Here is a 17,435-nt window from a genome sequence, read left to right on the forward strand (position 1 = left end):
GCCCCGCCACCACGCCGTGGCGGGGCCCCGTCCGTCTGTCCGTTGTGGCAGGCTCGGCGCATGCGGCTCGACGGGGTCTGGCTCCGCTACCGACGGCACGGCCCGTGGGTGCTGCGGGAGGTCGACGCGGCGATCGGCCCGGGTGAGGTCGCGGTCGTGCTCGGCCGCAACGGGGCGGGCAAGTCCACGCTGCTCCAGCTCGCCGCGGGGGTGCTGCGCCCGAGCCGGGGCCGGGTGACCGACCGGCCGGCGACGGTCGGCTGGGTGCCCGAGCGCTTCCCCGCCGACCAACCGTTCACCGTCGGGGCCTACCTGGCCGCGATGGGCCGCGTCGCCGGCCTGCCCGGGCCCGCCGCCGACCGGGCGGTGGCCCACTGGGTCGAGCGGCTGGGCCTGACCCGGTTCCACGGCGTGCGCCTGCCGCAACTCTCCAAGGGCACCGCGCAGAAGGTCGGCCTGGCGCAGGCGTTGCTGCGCCCGCCCGGCCTGCTGGTGCTCGACGAACCCTGGGAGGGGCTCGACGCCGCCGCCCGCGAGCTGGTCCCCGAGCTGATCGGCGAGGTGCTGGCCGCCGGTGGCGCGGTGCTGGTCAGCGACCACCGGGGCGAGACGGTCCGGCTGCCGGGCGCCCGGCAGTGGTCGGTCGCCGAGGGCACGCTGACCGAGGCGGCGCCGACCGAGGGCTCGGCCGTCGCGGTGGTCGAGCTGGCGGTGCCGGCCGCGAGCCTCGCCACCGCCGTCGCCCGCCTGCGCGCCGACGGCCACCAGATCCTCCGGATACGCGACCACGCCGTCCCCGCCACCGCCACGCCACCCGGCCGACCCGTCGCGGGCCCGCCCACCGCCGAGGGCGTCTCGCCCGAGCGGCCCGGTCCGGCGGCCGAGGTGAGCCGGTGATCGCCCTGGTGCGGCTGCGACTGGCCGGCTTCGTGCGCACCGGACGGGCGCTGGCGCCGGTCCTGGCCGGCCTGCTCGCCCTCGGCGTCCTCTACGGCGGCGGTCGGGCCCGGCCGGCGGAGGCCTACGGGGTCTCCGCGGTGGTCCTCTTCCCGGTGCTGGCCTGGCAGACCAAGATCCTGCTCGACGTCGAGCCCGACGTGCAGCGGCGGCTGGCCCGGGTGGTGGTCGGGCCGGCCCGGGAGCGGGCGGCCGGGCTGCTCGCGGCGCTGGTGGCCGGGCTCGCCGTGGTGGTGGTCGCGCTGGTGCTGCCGTGGCCGATCGGCGGGCTCACCCCGGCGGCCGGGCCGGACGGGCGGTCCGCCCTGGTCGGCGTGGCGCTCGGGCTGTGGGCGCACCTGCTCGCCCTGCCGGCGGCGGTGGCTCTCGGCGCGTTGGCCAGTCGGGCGATCACCCGCAGTGCCGGCTACGGGGTGGCCGTGCTCGCGGTCGGCGCGGTCGGCTTCGTGGTCCTCGGGCTGTCCGGTTCGCTGGTGCCGTGGCTGGTCCCGCCGGTGATGGCGACCGCGCGGGCGGTCACCGGGCCGGTGGCGTTCGGCACCGGGCTGCTGCTGACCGGCTGGGCGGCGCTGTGGTCGGCGGTCGCGCTGACCGGCTACGCCTGGGGCCGCCGCACCCGTGCCTGACCGGCGGGTGACGGGGAGCACCCGGGGGCGATTTGGCGCGCGTGGCGCGGTCGCGTAACCTGGTGCGGTAGTTCCACCCACAGACCGCTGGTCACCGTGCCCCTGGCACGGTCGAAGGTCCCGCGACGACGGGCGACCCGCGCAGGGCGGCAAGCGAAACTCGGTGTCATCCACGGTCCGCCGACTGTGCCCATGATCCCGGCCCTCGCCCCGTGCGCCCCGCGCCGGGGCTTTTTCGTTGTCGTGGCGCCTCCGCCGCCGTCGCGAGTTCTCTCGTCGCCGGCGTGCCAGCTCCGAGCAACGAGAGAGGAGGGACATGGCGGACAAGCCGATCCGGGCCGACAAGGCCACGGCCGTCGCCGAGCTGACCGAGAGCTTCCGCTCTTCGGGAGCCACCGTGCTGACCGAGTACCGCGGGCTCACGGTCTCGCAGCTCACCCAGCTGCGGCGCACGCTCGGCAAGGAGACCAGCTACACGGTCGCGAAGAACACGCTGGCCAAGCGTGCCGCGGCCGATGCGGGCATCTCCGGCCTCGACGAGCTGTTCACCGGTCCTACCGCGCTGACTTTCGTTTCGGGCGACGTCGTCGAGGCGGCGAAGGGGCTTCGCGACTTCGCGAAGGCCAACCCGAAGCTCGTCATCAAGGGCGGTGTCTTCGAGGGCAAGGCCATTTCCGCGGCCGAGGTCACGAAGCTCGCCGACCTGGAGTCCCGCGAGGTGCTGCTGGCCAAGCTGGCCGGCGCCATGAAGGGCAACCTGAGCAAGGCTGCGGCCCTGTTCCAGGCTCCGCTCTCCAAGGCCGCCCGCGCGGCGGCCGCCCTGGCGGACAAGAAGCGCGAGCAGGAGGGCGCCGAGGCGGCCTGAGGCCCCGCGGCGTACCCACGTTCTTAGTCAACTTTTGAGGAAAGGACGCCAGACATGGCGAAGCTCAGCACCGACGAGCTGCTCGACGCGTTCAAGGAGATGACGCTGATCGAGCTCTCCGAGTTCGTGAAGCAGTTCGAGGAGACCTTCGAGGTCACCGCCGCGGCTCCGGTCGCGGTTGCCGCCGCCGGTGGCGGCGCCGGTGGCGCCGCTGCCCCGGCCGAGGAGGAGAAGGACGAGTTCGACGTCATCCTCGACGCCGACGGTGGCAAGAAGATCCAGGTCATCAAGGTCGTGCGCGAGCTGACCGGCCTGGGCCTCAAGGAGGCCAAGGACCTGGTCGAGGCCGCTCCGAAGGCCGTCCTGGAGAAGGCCAACAAGGAGACCGCCGAGAAGGCCAAGGCCAAGCTCGAGGGCGAGGGCGCCAAGGTCACCCTCAAGTGACGTTGGTCTGACCTGACGCGCGTCCGGCTCACGTGAGCCGGGGCACAACCGCGTCGCGACGGGCGGTGATCCGGAAGCGGATCACCGCCCGTCGTGTTGGTGCTACCCGGTGGCAGCGGCGTGAGCAGGGCGTCCAGGGTCCTCGCACCGGCCTCCCAGGGATGCCGGGTCGGTAGTCCGTCGGGGGGAAAGACACCCCGAGGGGTAACCGGCCCTTGACGCGGCACCGGCAGGGCAGGCACGCTGACATCAGCAAGACCTTCCGCGCTTGCAACGGCCGCCACTCGGGTAAGGGCAACGGCAGCACCACCGCCGCCGCACCACGAGCGGACCGGCAGGAGCGTCGCGTTCCGAGCGGCCCGGCGGACCCGGTTTTCCGAGGTCCCAGGGCTTGTTCCGCGACGACCTGCGGGGTGGGCTGGACAGCGGTTAGCCTCTCGGCTACACTGCTAGTTTGCGCTGCCTTCCGACTTGACCCCTGCTCGGAAATGTCCGATTGCGGATATTTCTGGTGGGGTCATTGGAGTGCACGCGTACCAGCCGTTCTGCAGCACCGGTCCTCGGAAGGACGCATCTTGGCAGCTTCCCGCCCTGCGAAGACCAGTCGTACGTCGAGCGCTTTCGCACCCCGCCGAGTTTCTTTCGGTCGGATCACCGAACACCTCGAGGTCCCCAACCTCCTCGCCATCCAGAACGAGTCCTTCGACTGGCTCGTCGGCAACGAGGCTTGGCAGGGCCGGTCGGCGGACGACCCGCACGCACGCTCGGGTCTCGCGGAAATCCTCGACGAGATCAGTCCCATTGAGGACTTCTCCGGCACCATGTCGCTGTCCTTCTCCGCTCCGCGCTTCGACGAGGTCAAGGCCTCGATCGAGGAGTGCAAGGAGAAGGACCTGACCTACTGCGCGCCACTGTTCGTGACCGCGGAGTTCACCAACAACACCACCGGCGAGATCAAGAGCCAGACGGTGTTCATGGGTGACTTCCCGATGATGACGCCCAAGGGCACCTTCATCATCAACGGCACCGAGCGCGTCGTGGTCAGCCAGCTCGTCCGCTCGCCGGGCGTCTACTTCGACAAGCAGCCGGACAAGACCTCCGACCGCGACCTCTCCAGCGTCAAGGTCATCCCGAGTCGGGGTGCCTGGCTGGAGTTCGACATCGACAAGCGCGACACGGTCGGCGTCCGCATCGACCGTAAGCGTCGCCAGGCCGTCACCGTCCTGCTCAAGGCCATCGGGTGGTCCGCGGAGCGCATCCGCGAGAAGTTCGGCTGGTCCGAGCTGATGATGACCACGCTCGAGAAGGACCACATCGCCGGTCAGGACGAGGCGCTTCTCGACATCTACCGGAAGCTCCGCCCTGGCGAGCCGCCGACCCGCGAGAACGCCCAGACCCTGCTCGACAACCTCTTCTTCAACCCGAAGAGGTACGACGTCGCCAAGGTCGGGCGCTACAAGTTCAACAAGAAGCTCGAAGTCGACGTGCCGATGAACACCGGCACGCTGACCGAGGACGACATCGTCGCCACCGTGGAATACCTCTGCCGGCTGCACGCCGGTGAGGAGGGCTACGAGGCCGACGACATCGACCACTTCGGCAACCGTCGCCTGCGCACCGTGGGCGAGCTGATCCAGAACCAGGTCCGGGTGGGTCTCTCCCGGATGGAGCGGGTCGTCCGCGAGCGGATGACCACGCAGGACGTCGAGGCGATCACGCCGCAGACCCTGATCAACATCCGCCCGGTGGTGGCGGCGATCAAGGAGTTCTTCGGCACGTCGCAGCTGTCCCAGTTCATGGACCAGACCAACCCGCTGGCGGGTCTGACCCACCGGCGCCGGCTGAGCGCGCTCGGCCCGGGTGGTCTGTCCCGTGAGCGGGCCGGCTTCGAGGTCCGCGACGTGCACCCGTCCCACTACGGCCGGATGTGCCCGATCGAGACGCCGGAAGGCCCGAACATCGGCCTGATCGGCGCGCTCTCCACCTTCGCCCGGGTCAACCCGTTCGGCTTCATCGAGACGCCGTACCGGAAGGTCATCGACGGTCGGGTCACCGACCAGATCGACTACCTGACCGCGGACGAGGAGGACCGGTTCGTCAAGGCCCAGGCCAACGCGCCGCTGAAGTCGGACGGCACGTTCGCCGAGGACCGCGTCCTGGTGCGCCGTAAGGGCGGCGAGACCGAGGACGTGGCGCCCGGCGCCGTGGACTACATGGACGTGTCGCCGCGGCAGATGACCTCGGTCGCCACCGCGATGATCCCGTTCCTGGAGCACGACGACGCGAACCGCGCGCTCATGGGCGCGAACATGCAGCGTCAGGCGGTGCCGCTGGTCAAGGCCGAGGCCCCGCTGGTCGGCACCGGCATGGAGTACCGCGCGGCCGTGGACGCCGGCGACGTGGTCGTGGCCGAGGTCGGCGGTGTGGTCGAGGACCTCTGCGCCGACTACGTCACCGTCCATCAGGACGACGGCCACCGCCGGACGTACCTGCTGCACAAGTTCCGCCGCTCCAACGCCGGCTCCTGCGTCAACCAGAAGCCGGTCGTCTTCGAGGGTGACCGCGTCGAGGCCGGTCAGGTCATCGCCGACGGTCCGTGCACCGACGAGGGCGAGATGGCGCTCGGACGCAATCTGCTGGTCGCGTTCATGTGCTGGGAGGGCCACAACTACGAGGACGCGATCATCCTGTCGCAGCGCCTCGTGCAGCAGGACGTGCTCACCTCGATCCACATCGAGGAGCACGAGGTCGACGCCCGGGACACCAAGCTCGGCCCGGAGGAGATCACCCGCGACATCCCGAACGTCAGCGAGGAAATGCTCGCCGACCTCGACGAGCGCGGCATCATCCGGATCGGCGCCGAGGTCGTCCCCGGCGACATCCTGGTCGGGAAGGTCACGCCGAAGGGCGAGACCGAGCTGACCCCCGAGGAGCGGCTGCTCCGCGCGATCTTCGGTGAGAAGGCGCGCGAGGTTCGTGACACCTCGCTGAAGGTGCCGCACGGCGAGACCGGCACGGTCATCGGCGTGCGCACCTTCTCCCGCGAGGACGGCGACGAGCTGCCCCCGGGCGTGAACGAGCTGGTGCGGGTCTACGTGGCCCAGAAGCGCAAGATCCAGGACGGTGACAAGCTCGCGGGCCGCCACGGCAACAAGGGCGTCATCTCCAAGATCCTGCCGATCGAGGACATGCCGTTCCTGGAGGACGGCACCCCGGTCGACATCGTGCTGAACCCGCTCGGTGTGCCGTCCCGGATGAACATCGGCCAGGTCCTGGAGACCCACCTCGGGTGGGTGGCCAAGACCGGCTGGAGCGTCGACGGTGACGACGAGGAGTGGAAGCGCCAGCTCAAGTCGATCAACGCGCACGAGTCCGAGCCGGACACCAACGTGGCCACCCCGGTCTTCGACGGTGCCCGCGAGGAGGAGATCTCCGGCCTGCTGGCGTCGACCCTGCCCAACCGGGACGGCAACCAGCTGATCGGGCGCACCGGCAAGGCGCAGCTGTTCGACGGTCGTTCCGGCGAGCCGCTGCCCGACCCGATCGCGGTCGGCTACGTCTACATCCTGAAGCTCAACCACCTGGTCGACGACAAGATCCACGCCCGGTCGACCGGCCCGTACTCGATGATCACGCAGCAGCCGCTGGGTGGTAAGGCGCAGTTCGGTGGCCAGCGCTTCGGTGAGATGGAGTGCTGGGCCATGCAGGCGTACGGCGCCGCCTACGCCCTGCAGGAACTGCTGACCATCAAGTCCGACGACGTCCTGGGCCGGGTCAAGGTCTACGAGGCGATCGTCAAGGGCGAGAACATCCCCGAGCCGGGCATCCCGGAGTCGTTCAAGGTGCTGCTCAAGGAGCTGCAGTCGCTGTGCCTCAACGTCGAGGTGCTCTCCAGCGACGGTGTGGCCCTGGAGATGCGCGAGACCGACGACGAGGTGTTCCGGGCGGCGGAGGAGCTGGGCATCGACCTGTCCCGGCGCGAGCCGAGCTCGGTCGAAGAGGTCTGAGGCGGTGATTCGGGGGCCGGCTCGCCGGCCCCCGATCCCGCCCGTTAGCTAGCAGTACAGACGACGACATAGGGGACACAGTGCTCGACGTCAACTTCTTCGACGAGCTGCGCATCGGTCTCGCCACCGCCGACGACATCCGTCAGTGGTCCCACGGCGAGGTCAAGAAGCCCGAGACCATCAACTACCGCACCCTCAAGCCGGAGAAGGACGGGCTCTTCTGCGAGAAGATCTTCGGTCCGCAGCGGGACTGGGAGTGCTACTGCGGTAAGTACAAGCGGGTCCGCTTCAAGGGCATCATCTGCGAGCGCTGCGGCGTCGAGGTGACCCGCTCCAAGGTTCGCCGGGAGCGGATGGGTCACATCGAGCTGGCCGCTCCGGTGACCCACATCTGGTACTTCAAGGGCGTGCCGAGCCGGCTGGGCTACCTGCTGGACCTCGCCCCGAAGGACCTCGAAAAGATCATCTACTTCGCCTCGTACGTCGTGACGAGCGTGGACGCCGAAGCGCGTCACCGCGACCTCTCGACCATCGAGAACGAGATCCTGGCCGAGAAGCGGCAGGCCGAGAACAGCCGCGACTCGGAGATCGAGAAGCGGGCCGCCAAGCTCGAGGGCGACCTCGCCGAGCTGGAGGCCGAGGGCGCGAAGGCGGACGTCCGGCGCAAGGTCAAGGAGGGCGGAGAGCGCGAGATGCGCCAGATCCGCGACCGGGCCCAGCGCGAGATCGACCGCCTCGACGAGGTCCTCGACACCTTCCGCAAGCTGGAGCCGAAGCAGCTGGTCACCGACGAGCTGCTCTACCGCGAGCTGCGCGACCGCTTCGGTGAGTACTTCACCGGCAGCATGGGCGCCGAGGCCATCAAGGCGCTGGTCCAGAACATGGACCTCACCGCCGAGGCGGAGAACCTGCGCGAGACCATCCGCTCCGGCAAGGGCCAGCGGAAGATCCGTGCGCTCAAGCGGCTGAAGGTCGTCGCGGCGTTCCAGAACACCCGGAACTCGCCGCTCGGCATGGTGCTGGACTGCGTCCCGGTCATCCCGCCGGACCTGCGCCCGATGGTGCAGCTCGACGGTGGCCGCTTCGCGACCTCCGACCTGAACGACCTCTACCGGCGTGTGATCAACCGGAACAACCGCCTCAAGCGGCTGATCGACCTCGGCGCGCCCGAGATCATCGTCAACAACGAGAAGCGGATGCTCCAGGAGGCCGTCGACGCGCTGTTCGACAACGGCCGTCGTGGTCGTCCGGTCACCGGCCCGGGCAACCGGCCGCTGAAGTCGCTCTCCGACATGCTCAAGGGCAAGCAGGGCCGGTTCCGCCAGAACCTGCTGGGCAAGCGCGTCGACTACTCCGGCCGTTCGGTCATCGTGGTCGGCCCGAAGCTCAAGCTGCACCAGTGCGGCCTGCCCAAGCAGATGGCGCTGGAGCTGTTCAAGCCGTTCGTGATGAAGCGGCTGGTCGACCTCAACCACGCGCAGAACATCAAGTCCGCCAAGCGGATGGTCGAGCGGCAGCGCCCGGTCGTCTGGGACGTGCTGGAAGAGGTCATCGGCGAGCACCCGGTCCTGCTGAACCGGGCGCCGACCCTGCACCGGCTGGGCATCCAGGCCTTCGAGCCGCAGCTGGTCGAGGGCAAGGCCATCCAGATCCACCCGCTGGTCTGCACCGCGTTCAACGCCGACTTCGACGGTGACCAGATGGCGGTCCACGTGCCGCTGTCCGCCGAGGCCCAGGCCGAGGCGCGGATCCTGATGCTGTCGTCGAACAACATCCTCAAGCCGGCCGACGGCAAGCCGGTCACCATGCCCACCCAGGACATGGTCATCGGTCTCTACCACCTGACCCACCTCACTCCGGGTGGTCAGGGCGAGGGCCGGGCGTTCAGCTCGGACGCCGAGGCGCGGATGGCGTACGACAACGGCGAGCTGCACCTGCAGACCCCGGTCAAGATCCGGCTGCACGACGTGGTCGGTGTCGACAACGGCGCCGGCGCCGAGCCGTGGACCGCGCCCGAGGGCTGGGTCGAGGGCGAGCCGGTGACGGTGGAGACCACCCTGGGCCGGGTCCTGTTCAACGAGACGCTGCCCCCGGGCTACCGCTTCGTGAACTACGAGATCCGCAAGGGCCAGCTCTCCGCGATCGTCAACGACCTCGCCGAGCGCTTCCCCAAGGTGGCCCTGGCGGCCACCCTGGACGGGCTCAAGGAGGCCGGTTTCCACTGGGCCACCTGGTCCGGCGTCACCATCGGCATGGAGGACGTCATCGCTCCGCCGCGCAAGCGGGAGATCCTGGAGCGGTACGAGAAGGAAGCCGACCGGATCGACAAGCAGTACCAGCGTGGTCTGATGACCGCCGAGGAGCGTCGCGGCGAGCTCATCGAGATCTGGACCAAGGCGACCAACGAGGTCGCCAAGGAGATGGACACCGCGCTGCCGCAGGAGAACCCGCTGTGGAAGATGATCAACTCGGGTGCTCGCGGTAACCTGCTCCAGCTCCGGCAGATCGCGGCGATCCGTGGTCTGGTGGCCAACCCGAAGGGCGAGATCATCCCGCGGCCGATCAAGGCCTCGTACCGGGAGGGTCTGTCCGTGCTGGAGTACTTCATCTCCACGCACGGCGCCCGGAAGGGTCTCGCGGACACCGCCCTGCGGACCGCCGACTCGGGTTACCTGACCCGTCGTCTGGTGGACGTCTCGCAGGACGTCATCATCCGCGAGGAGGACTGCGGCACCGACCGGGCCATCCCGATGCAGATCGGTGAGCACCTGGACGGCAAGCTGGTCGTGCACGAGCACGCCGAGACCAGCGTGCACGCCCGGACGCTGGCCGACGACATCAAGGGGCCGGACGGCACCGTGGTGGCCCACCGCGGCCAGGACATCAACTCCATCGGGGTCGACGCGATCGTGGCGGCCGGCGTGGAGACGGTGCGGGTGCGCAGCGTGCTCACCTGCGAGTCGAAGCTGGGCGTCTGCGGTGCGTGCTACGGCCGCTCGCTGCCGACCGGCAAGACCGTGGACGTCGGCGAGGCGGTCGGCATCATCGCCGCCCAGTCGATCGGTGAGCCGGGTACGCAGCTGACCATGCGTACCTTCCACACCGGTGGTGTCGCGGGTGAGGACATCACCCAGGGTCTGCCCCGTGTCCAGGAGATCTTCGAGGCCCGGGTGCCGAAGGGCAAGGCGCCCATCGCCGACACCCCCGGCCGGATCCGGATCGAGGACGGCGAGCGGTCCCGCAAGATCGTGGTCATCCCGGACGACGGCAGCGACGAGATCGTCTACGACAAGATCTCGAAGCGGGTCCGGCTCCGGGCGCACGACGGCGACCACGTCGAGGTCGGCGAGAAGCTCACCGAGGGCACCATCGACCCGCACGAGCTGCTGCGCATCCTCGGCCCGCGCGCGGTCCAGGTCCACCTGACCCAGGAGGTCCAGGAGGTCTACCGCTCGCAGGGTGTGCTCATCCACGACAAGCACATCGAGATCATCATCCGCCAGATGCTCAAGCGGGTGACGGTCATCGACTCCGGCTCGACCGAGTTCCTGCCGGGCGTGCTGGTCGACCGGGCGCTGTTCGAGTCGGAGAACCGCCGGCTCGTCGGCGAGGGTGGCGAGCCCGCCGCCGGTCGCCCGGTGCTGATGGGTATCACCAAGGCCTCGTTGGCCACGGATTCCTGGCTGTCGGCGGCCTCCTTCCAGGAGACCACCCGGGTGCTGACGGACGCGGCGATCCACGCCCGTAGCGACTCGCTGATCGGCCTCAAGGAGAACGTGATCATCGGTAAGCTCATCCCGGCCGGTACGGGCATCAGCAAGTACCGCAACGTCCGGGTCGAGCCGACCGAGGAGGCGAAGGCCAAGGTCTACTCGATGACCGGCTACCCGGAGACCGACTACGGCTTCGGGCCGGCCAGCGGCCAGGCGGTGCCGCTGGACGACTTCGACTTCGGGTCGTACCGCTAAATCGCACGAACGACGAGGCCCCCGGCACCCGCCGGGGGCCTCGTCGCGTTCCGGAACCGTTGCCGCGCACCAGTACGCCGAGGTGGTGTGGTCGGTACGCCCCGGATGCCGCCACCTCACCGAGCCGGTGTGGATCAAGGCGGAGCAGAGGCATGATGGGGGGCATGACGACCGTGCCCGGGCAGGTGCCCGTCGCGCCGCAGGCGCAACGCCATCCGCACGATCCTCAGCCGGTCCGCTCCACGAAGGCCCGCGCCGTCTTCGCCCTCGGCCTGATCGGCGCGCTGACCGGCTTCTTCGTCGGCGGGGTGGTGCCCGCCGCGCTCGCGCTCACCCTGGCCCGGCAGGCCCGCCGGGAGGCGTACGCCTCCGGGGGTTACCTCACCGGCACCGACTGGCTGCGCCGCGGTGAACGGCTGGCCCGGGTCGGCCTGGTGCTGACCGCGGTCGCGGTGGTGGCCGCGGTGGTCATCGGCGTGGTCCGGCACGCCGACGCCTCGTTCGGGCACGACTTCGCCCCGAACGTCGACTGACCCGGCGGGGGAGCGGCTCCGCGCCCGCCCACCCGGTGGTGACCCGCGACGGTAGCCTTGGCCGGTGTCCGCCGCGTGGCGGGTGAGCCATGTGGACAGGAGGACGCCGTGACGGAACCGGCCCCGCCGGGAGGCGACCCGACCCGCCCAGGTGCCGGGCCGGATCCCGCCGCGCCGCCGGCCGCCGACGCGGTCAGCCCGTGGGCCGCCCCGCACTCCGCGCCGGAACCGGCCCCGCACTCCGCGTCCGACCCGGCCCCGCACTCCGCGCCGCCGGGATCGGCGCCGCCTCCGCACTCACCCTGGCCGCCGGCGGGACCGTACCCGCCGGGGATGCACGGCCCGGGGCCGGGCGGTCCGTATCCGCCGGGCAGGCACGATCCGGGGTCCGCAGGGCCGTATCCGTCGACCGCGCACGGGCCGGGATCCGGTGGGCCGTATCCGTCGACCGCGCACGGCCCGGCGTACCACTCGGGGCAGGCCGGGCACGGCGGGTCCGGGCCGGCGCTCGGGGCGTACCCGGGAAGCGGGCCGGCCCACGGCGGCGGGTGGGGTGCGCCCGGCGGCTGGGGACCGGCCGCCACCGGGCCGGCGTTCCCGCCGCCCCCGCGGGAGGCGCCCCGGCCGCCGAAGCGGGTCGACGCGGTGCCGGGCACGCCGTTCGGGGTGGTCCACCTCGACGTGCCGCCGGTCACCTCCGGCCTGGCGATCGGTTCGCTGGTCACCGGGATCGGCTCGATCCTGGTGTCGCTGCTGGTCTTCTGCTTCGGCGTCGCCGGCCCGGACTACGGCGGCGCGTGGGCGGCCGGCGCCTTCACCGTGCTCGGCGCGCTCGCCGGCGTCGGGGCGATCGTGGCCTGGCTGTTCGCCCGCCGGCAGATCCGGCGTCCGGCGCCGCCGCCGGCGGTCCGGTTCACCGGGGCCGGCCTCGCGGTGGCCGGGCTCAGCTGCGGTGCGGTGGGGCTGGTGTTGAGCGTGGTCGGCCTGGGGATCGCGCTGGTGGTGCAGATCACCTGAGCCCGATCGGGTCCATGGCCGGTTGTGGCCGGAATGACCGGGTCTGGGTGGGCCGGGGCCGCCGGGTCGGGCCCGGGACGAGCCGGTACACTTGACGACGTAGGTGCCCATCGAGGGCGCGCCGGCGATCCGGAAGCCGGTCGGCGGGGCTGCGAAGCGGTCCTCCCGAGCCGATCCGTTTTGACCGGCGCGGCTGTGATAGGTACTCTTTCCCCTTGCGCCCGGGCCAGCCCGGGCAATGCGTGCGTGCGCTGGAGCCGGTCAGCCGGTGATCGCGCGGTCGCACCACGAAGACCAAAGATCCGGTTCGACGCGCAAGCGACGCAGCCGGGCCGTGACTCGGGCGACACGCCCGACCGCGGGTGCTGGGACCCCCGTCAGGTGGCCCCGGCTGGAATGTAGGAGAGCCGTCCATCAGGCCGGCTAGAGCAGACGGCGCGGTCGCCTCGCAGCGGCCGAAGGGAGCGGAGAAACCCGGTGCCCACCATTCAGCAGCTGGTCCGGAAGGGCCGACAGGCCAAGACGACCAAGACCAAGACCCCGGCGCTCAAGGGGTCTCCCCAGCGGCGCGGCGTGTGCACCCGCGTGTACACCACCACCCCGAAGAAGCCGAACTCGGCGCTGCGCAAGGTCGCTCGTGTCAAGCTCAGCAGCCAGATCGAGGTGACCGCCTACATCCCGGGCGTCGGCCACAACCTGCAGGAGCACTCGATCGTGCTCGTGCGTGGCGGCCGTGTGAAGGACCTCCCCGGCGTGCGGTACAAGATCGTGCGCGGCTCGCTGGACACCCAGGGTGTCCGCAACCGCAAGCAGGCTCGCAGCCGTTACGGCGCGAAGAAGGAGAAGAGCTGACATGCCGCGTAAGGGACCCGCTCCGCGGAATCCGCTGGTCGCTGACCCGGTGTACAACTCGCCGCTGGTCACCCAGCTGGTGAACAAGATCCTGCTGCGCGGCAAGCGTCAGCTCGCCGAGCGCATCGTGTACGCCGCCCTGGAGGGCTGCCGCGAGAAGTCCGGCACCGACCCCGTCGTCACGCTCAAGCGGGCGATGGACAACGTGAAGCCGACGCTCGAGGTCCGCAGCCGCCGGGTCGGTGGCGCCACCTACCAGGTTCCGGTCGAGGTCCGGCCGGCCCGCGCGACCACGCTCGGTCTGCGCTGGCTGGTGACCTACTCCCGGGCGCGCCGCGAGAAGACCATGATCGAGCGGCTGATGAACGAGCTGCTGGACGCGAGCAACGGCCTCGGTGCCGCCGTCAAGCGGCGCGAGGACACGCACAAGATGGCCGAGTCCAACAAGGCCTTCGCGCACTACCGCTGGTAACACCTGAGGTTCCGGCGCCCACCAGGCGCCGGAACCACCACCAGTTGTGTCGAGACGACGATAAGTAGGGATTGAAGTGGCCGCCGCAGACGCGCTCGCCAACGTACGCAACATCGGCATCATGGCGCACATCGATGCCGGTAAGACCACGACTACCGAGCGAATCCTCTTCTACACCGGCATCACGTACAAGATCGGCGAGGTCCACGAGGGCGCCGCCGTCATGGACTGGATGGAGCAGGAGCAGGAGCGCGGTATCACCATCACTTCCGCCGCCACGAAGTGCGAGTGGAAGGGCCACACGATCCAGATCATCGACACGCCCGGCCACGTCGACTTCACGGTCGAGGTGGAGCGGTCGCTGCGTGTTCTGGACGGTGCGGTCGCGGTGTACGACGGCGTGGCCGGTGTGGAGCCCCAGACGGAGAACGTCTGGCGCCAGGCGGACAAGTACAACGTCCCCCGGATGTGCTTCGTCAACAAGCTCGACCGGACCGGCGCCGACTTCTTCCGCTGCGTGCAGATGATGATCGACCGGCTCAACGCCACCCCGCTGGTGCTCCAGATCCCGATCGGCCTCGAGGGCGACCACATCGGCGTCGTCGACCTGATCGGCATGCGCGCCCTCACCTGGCGCGGGGAGACCCAGAAGGGTGAGGACTACGCGATCGAGGAGATCCCGGCCGAGCTGGCCGACTCCGCGGCCGAGTGGCGCGAGAAGCTGATGGAGACCCTGGCCGACGTCGACGACGCGGTGATGGAGAAGTACCTGGAGGGCGAGGAGATCTCCGTCGAGGAGATCAAGGCCGCCATCCGTCGTGCCACCATCGCGGGCAAGGCCAACCCGGTGCTCTGCGGTTCGGCGTTCAAGAACAAGGGCGTGCAGCCCATGCTCGACGCCGTCATCGACTTCCTGCCGTCGCCGCTGGACGTTCCGGCGATCGAGGGTACGGCCACCGACGGCGAGACGCCGATGCTGCGGAAGCCGTCGAAGTCGGAGCCGTTCTCCGGCCTGGCGTTCAAGATCCAGACCGACAAGCACCTCGGCAAGCTCACCTACGTCCGGGTCTACTCCGGTGTGGTCGAGACCGGCACCCAGGTGGTCAACTCCACCAAGGACCGCAAGGAGCGCATCGGCAAGATCTACCAGATGCACGCCAACAAGCGGGAAGAGCGTGGCTCGGCCCAGGCCGGCGACATCATCGCGGTGCAGGGTCTGAAGCAGACCACCACCGGCGACACGCTCTGCGACTCGGCGAACCCGGTCATCCTGGAGTCGATGACGTTCCCGGAGCCGGTCATCGAGGTCGCGATCGAGCCGAAGACCAAGGCCGACCAGGAGAAGCTCAGCACCGCCATCCAGCGGCTGGCCGAGGAGGACCCGACCTTCCGCGTCAAGCTGGACGACCAGACCGGTCAGACGGTCATCTCCGGCATGGGCGAGCTGCACCTGGACATCCTGGTCGACCGGATGCGCCGCGAGTTCAACGTCGAGGCGAACATCGGTAAGCCGCAGGTGGCGTACCGCGAGACCATCCGCCGCAAGGTGGAGAAGATCGAGTACACCCACAAGAAGCAGACCGGTGGCTCCGGCCAGTACGCCCGCGTCATCGTGAGCGTCGAGCCGCTGCCCATGGGCAACGACTCGCCGACCTACGAGTTCGCGAACGCCGTCACCGGTGGCCGCATCCCCCGGGAGTTCATCCCGTCGGTGGACGCCGGCGCCCAGGACGCCATGCAGTACGGCATTCTCGCCGGCTTCCCGCTGGTGGGTGTCAAGCTGACGCTGCTGGACGGCCAGTACCACGAGGTCGACTCGTCGGAAATGGCATTCAAGATCGCCGGCTCGATGGTGATGAAGGAGGCGGCCCGCAAGGCCGACCCCGCACTGCTCGAGCCGATGATGGCTGTTGAGGTCACCACTCCTGAGGAGAACATGGGTGACGTCATCGGCGACCTCAACTCCCGGCGGGGCATCATCCAGGCGATGGAGGAGCGCAGCGGCGCTCGCGTCGTCCGGGCTCTGGTGCCGCTGTCGGAGATGTTCGGCTACGTCGGCGACCTGCGGTCGAAGACCCAGGGCCGGGCGAGCTACAGCATGCAGTTCGACTCCTACGCCGAAGTGCCGCAGAGCGTGGCGAAGGAGATCATCGCCAAGGCGACGGGTGAGTGACGCTCACCCGTAGCTGACCCGGTGATCCGGGGCCGGTCGCGGGAGGGGTCTCCCGCCCGCGGCCACCTCGGTCGGGTTGTGTGAATCCGGGCCTGTAGGCTTCATCGCCGCAGAACCCACAAAGGCTATCCGGCCGTCAGGCCGGAAAGGCTGTCGACAGAGTCCTACGCGCCGACCGGCGCACCGGGGCGAACGAACCAAGAAAGTCCACCAGGAGGACACCAGTGGCGAAGGCGAAGTTCGAGCGGACTAAGCCGCACGTCAACATCGGCACCATTGGTCACATCGACCACGGTAAGACGACGCTGACGGCGGCCATCACGAAGGTCCTGCACGACCAGTACCCGGACCTGAACCCGTACACGCCGTTCGACGAGATCGACAAGGCGCCGGAGGAGAAGGCCCGCGGCATCACGATCTCGATCGCGCACGTCGAGTACCAGACCGAGGCGCGTCACTACGCGCACGTCGACTGCCCCGGTCACGCCGACTACATCAAGAACATGATCACCGGTGCCGCGCAGATGGACGGCGCGATCCTGGTGGTGGCGGCGACCGACGGCCCGATGCCGCAGACCCGCGAGCACGTGCTGCTGGCCCGTCAGGTCGGTGTGCCGTACATCGTCGTGGCGCTCAACAAGAGCGACATGGTCGACGACGAAGAGCTCCTGGAGCTCGTCGAGCTCGAGGTCCGCGAGCTGCTCTCCTCGCAGGAGTACCCGGGTGACGACCTGCCGGTCGTCCAGGTCTCCGCGCTGAAGGCGCTCGAGGGCGACCCGGTCTGGACCGAGAAGCTGCTGGAGCTGATGAGCGCGGTTGACACCGCGATCCCGCAGCCGGAGCGCGAGACCGAGAAGCCGTTCCTCATGCCCGTCGAGGACGTGTTCACGATCACCGGTCGTGGCACCGTCGTCACCGGTCGTGTCGAGCGTGGCGTGCTGCTCCCGAACGAGGACGTCGAGGTCGTCGGCATCCGCGAGAAGGGCTTCAAGACCAAGGTCACCGCGATCGAGATGTTCCGGAAGACCCTGGACGACGCCCGCGCAGGCGAGAACGTCGGCCTGCTGCTGCGTGGCACCAAGCGCGAGGACGTCGAGCGCGGCATGGTCGTCGTCAAGCCGGGCACCACGACCCCGCACACGGAGTTCGAGGCGACGGTCTACATCCTCTCCAAGGAGGAGGGTGGCCGCCACACCCCGTTCTTCCAGAACTACCGCCCGCAGTTCTACTTCCGGACCACGGACGTCACCGGCGTCGTCACGCTGCCCGAGGGCACCGAGATGGTCATGCCGGGCGACAACACCTCGATGTCGGTGAAGCTGATCCAGCCCATCGCCATGGAGGACAACCTGAAGTTCGCGATCCGCGAGGGTGGTCGTACGGTCGGCGCGGGTCGCGTCACCAAGATCATCAAGTGAGCTGGGTAACCCCGATTAGCGTTGCCGCCGGTCGTGCGGCATACTAGTCAGGTTGCGTAACGACGGTCGGTCACCTGCGTCCGGTTGAGGCTGGACCTCCGGG

The 17,435-nt window shown here is 69.6% G+C and carries 12 protein-coding genes; all 12 read left to right on the forward strand.

Translation table 11 applies throughout. The features are described from left to right. Window positions 1–60 precede the first annotated feature (60 nt). The 12 genes from GA0070213_RS18585 (at window position 61) to tuf (ending at window position 17,332) form a co-directional block, all read left to right on the forward strand. Window positions 61–897 carry an ATP-binding cassette domain-containing protein gene (locus tag GA0070213_RS18585; protein ID WP_091065747.1) on the forward strand — a complete coding sequence of 279 codons (837 nt, stop codon included), beginning with the start codon at window positions 61–63 and terminating at the stop codon, window positions 895–897. Continuing rightward, on the forward strand, window positions 894–1,583 hold the full coding sequence (locus tag GA0070213_RS18590) for a hypothetical protein (RefSeq protein WP_091065750.1): 690 nt from the start codon (window positions 894–896) through the stop codon (window positions 1,581–1,583). Before GA0070213_RS18585 ends, GA0070213_RS18590 begins: the two co-directional genes overlap by 4 nt. Window positions 1,584–1,899: 316 nt before the next feature. Next, complete coding sequence (gene rplJ / locus GA0070213_RS18595) at window positions 1,900–2,448, forward strand: 50S ribosomal protein L10 (RefSeq protein WP_091065754.1); 549 nt, start codon at window positions 1,900–1,902, stop codon at window positions 2,446–2,448. A gap of 54 nt (window positions 2,449–2,502) precedes the next feature. Next, window positions 2,503–2,892, forward strand: coding sequence for a 50S ribosomal protein L7/L12 (gene rplL, locus GA0070213_RS18600; protein ID WP_091065758.1), 390 nt, complete (start codon window positions 2,503–2,505; stop codon window positions 2,890–2,892). A 575-nt stretch (window positions 2,893–3,467) separates the two neighbouring features. Continuing rightward, window positions 3,468–6,899, forward strand: a complete 3,432-nt coding sequence (rpoB, locus tag GA0070213_RS18605) for a DNA-directed RNA polymerase subunit beta (RefSeq protein ID WP_091065761.1) — start codon at window positions 3,468–3,470, stop codon at window positions 6,897–6,899. An 80-nt stretch (window positions 6,900–6,979) separates the two neighbouring features. After that, on the forward strand, window positions 6,980–10,867 hold the full coding sequence (locus tag GA0070213_RS18610) for a DNA-directed RNA polymerase subunit beta' (protein ID WP_091065764.1): 3,888 nt from the start codon (window positions 6,980–6,982) through the stop codon (window positions 10,865–10,867). Between the two features lie 164 nt (window positions 10,868–11,031). Next, window positions 11,032–11,400 carry a hypothetical protein gene (locus GA0070213_RS18615; RefSeq protein WP_175441398.1) on the forward strand — a complete coding sequence of 123 codons (369 nt, stop codon included), beginning with the start codon at window positions 11,032–11,034 and terminating at the stop codon, window positions 11,398–11,400. Between the two features lie 645 nt (window positions 11,401–12,045). After that, window positions 12,046–12,417, forward strand: coding sequence for a YidH family protein (locus tag GA0070213_RS18620; protein ID WP_091066134.1), 372 nt, complete (start codon window positions 12,046–12,048; stop codon window positions 12,415–12,417). A gap of 477 nt (window positions 12,418–12,894) precedes the next feature. After that, window positions 12,895–13,269: a 30S ribosomal protein S12 gene (gene rpsL / locus GA0070213_RS18625; RefSeq protein WP_007465318.1), complete on the forward strand. Its 375-nt coding sequence runs from the start codon at window positions 12,895–12,897 to the stop codon at window positions 13,267–13,269. Between the two features lies 1 nt (window position 13,270). Further along, window positions 13,271–13,741: a 30S ribosomal protein S7 gene (gene rpsG, locus GA0070213_RS18630; RefSeq protein ID WP_091065767.1), complete on the forward strand. Its 471-nt coding sequence runs from the start codon at window positions 13,271–13,273 to the stop codon at window positions 13,739–13,741. 76 nt (window positions 13,742–13,817) lie between these two features. Beyond that, window positions 13,818–15,914, forward strand: a complete 2,097-nt coding sequence (gene fusA, locus GA0070213_RS18635) for an elongation factor G (RefSeq protein WP_091065770.1) — start codon at window positions 13,818–13,820, stop codon at window positions 15,912–15,914. A gap of 224 nt (window positions 15,915–16,138) precedes the next feature. Next, window positions 16,139–17,332, forward strand: a complete 1,194-nt coding sequence (tuf, locus tag GA0070213_RS18640) for an elongation factor Tu (protein ID WP_091065773.1) — start codon at window positions 16,139–16,141, stop codon at window positions 17,330–17,332. Window positions 17,333–17,435: the final 103 nt, after the last annotated feature.

The organism is Micromonospora humi (assembly GCF_900090105.1).
GTDB lineage: Bacteria > Actinomycetota > Actinomycetes > Mycobacteriales > Micromonosporaceae > Micromonospora > Micromonospora humi.